Annotated in this window: 1 protein-coding gene; it reads right to left on the bottom strand. The window is 46.4% G+C overall.

Translation table 11 applies throughout. The annotated features are described in order from the left end of the window. Positions 1–2345, bottom strand: a 2345-nt coding sequence (locus MSP8886_RS21735; RefSeq protein ID WP_139063197.1) for a beta strand repeat-containing protein, incomplete at both ends; no start/stop codon positions are given.

Raw genomic sequence — 2345 nt, forward strand, 5'->3', positions numbered from 1 at the left:
GCTTCAATGGTCGAAGTCGTATTCGTTAAGTCTTCTTTGCTTTTTAAAGTGAGGTTAGCTGCTGCATGAATCAGTGCGCTCTTGGCATTCTCTATACCTTTTTCGATGGTTAAGGTCAGATCCCCTGTTGAGAAGAGTTGTGCCGTTTTCGAGTGATTATTAAGCGAATCCGCTGTGATAGCGATGCCGTTACCCGCTAAAGTGCCTTGGCTGTCCACGTTATTGGTATGGATGGTTAAAGCACCATTTTGCGCTAGGACAGTACCGCTGTTGGTCAGATTTTGACTCTTTTCATCTAGCCCATTGACCGCTTCGATGGTGGACGCTGTGTTGGTTAAATCGCCTGTGGAATGCAGTGTCAGATCTTTATCCGCATGGATTAGCGACCCATCGGTATTGCTTACATCACCAGCGATGGTGACGTCCGCTTTATCCGTTGAGACAATTTGACCGTTCGCTGTGCTGTTATTGAGCGAATTAGCATTTAGGGTAATACCGTTACCCGCTAAGGTCCCTTGGTTATCGACTTTGTTGGTCTGAATCGTCAATGCACCACTTTTAGCGAGTAAGGTTCCGCTATTTGTCATATTCTGGCTGGTGATTTGATTAGTGCCAGCAGCTTCAATAGTCGCCGCAGTGTTGGTTAGATCCCCTTGACTTTTTAACGTCAGATTGTTGGCGGCATGAATCAAGGCATTTGTCGCGTTGGTAATGCCTTTTTCGATGGTTAAGGTCAGATCCCCTGTAGAGAAGAGTTGTGCCGTTTTAGTGTGATTGTTAAGGGAATCCGCTGTGATGGCGATACCATTGCCCGCTAAAGTACCTTGGTTATCCACGCTACTGGTTTGAATGCTTAACGTGCCATTTTGCGCAAGGACAGTACCCGTATTCGTTAGGTTTTGGCTCTTTTCATCTAGCCCATTGACCGCTTCGATGGTGGAATCGGTATTGGTTACATCACCTGTGGTATTTAACGTCAGGTCTTTATCCGCATGGATCAGAGCCCCCCCCGTATTATTTACATCACCCGCCATGGTCAAAGTCACGTTGTTGGATGAGATAATCTTACCGTTCGTAGTGCGGTTACTCAGTCCATTCGAACCTAGAAAAATACCATTACCCGTCAATAATCCTTGGTTGTCGATAAGACCACTATTAATCGTTAAGGATCCCTTTTTAGCTGTCAGGGAGCCAGTATTAGTGACACTGCTCTGACTTTTTACCGTTAGGTTATTGGCAGCATGAATCAATGCCCCATCGGTATTGGTCACGTCTCCAACAATGGTGACGTCCGCTTTATCGGTTGAGATAATTTGACCGTTCGCTGTGCTGTTTTTCAGCTCGTTGGCATTTAGGGTAATACCGTTGCCCGCTAAAGTACCTTGGTTATCCACGCTACTGGTTTGAATACTTAACGTGCCATTTTGCGCAAGGACAGTACCCGTATTCGTTAGGTTTTGGCTCTTTTCATCTAGCCCATTCACCGCTTCGATGGTGGACGCTGTGTTGGTTAAATCGCCTGTGGCATGCAGTGTCAGATCTTTATCCGCATGGATTAGCGCCCCATCGGTATTGCTTACATCACCAGCGATGGTGACATCCGCATTATCCGTTGAGACAATTTGACCGTTCGCTGTGCTGTTATTGAGCGTGTTGGCATTTAAAGCAATACCGTTACCCGCTAAGGTGCCTTGGTTATCCGCAGTGCTGGTCTCAATGGTTAATGCGCCATTTTGCGCAAGAATGGAGCCTGAGTTAGTGACATTTTGACTATGAATAACAGAAGTTCCCACGGCTTCAATGGTCGAAGTCGTATTCGTTAAGTCTTCTTTGCTTTTTAAAGTGAGGTTAGCTGCTGCATGAATCAGTGCGCTCTTGGCATTCTCTATACCTTTTTCGATGGTTAAGGTCAGATCCCCTGTTGAGAAGAGTTGTGCCGTTTTCGAGTGATTATTAAGCGAATCCGCTGTGATAGCGATGCCGTTACCCGCTAAAGTGCCTTGGCTGTCCACGTTATTGGTATGGATGGTTAAAGCACCATTTTGCGCTAGGACAGTACCGCTGTTGGTCAGATTTTGACTCTTTTCATCTAGCCCATTGACCGCTTCGATGGTGGACGCTGTGTTGGTTAAATCGCCTGTGGAATGCAGTGTCAGATCTTTATCCGCATGGATTAGCGACCCATCGGTATTGCTTACATCACCAGCGATGGTGACGTCCGCTTTATCCGTTGAGACAATTTGACCGTTCGCTGTGCTGTTATTGAGCGAATTAGCATTTAGGGTAATACCGTTACCCGCTAAGGTCCCTTGGTTATCGACTTTGTTGGTCTGAATCGTCAATGC

This window comes from Marinomonas spartinae, assembly GCF_900089775.1.
Lineage (GTDB): Bacteria > Pseudomonadota > Gammaproteobacteria > Pseudomonadales > Marinomonadaceae > Marinomonas > Marinomonas spartinae.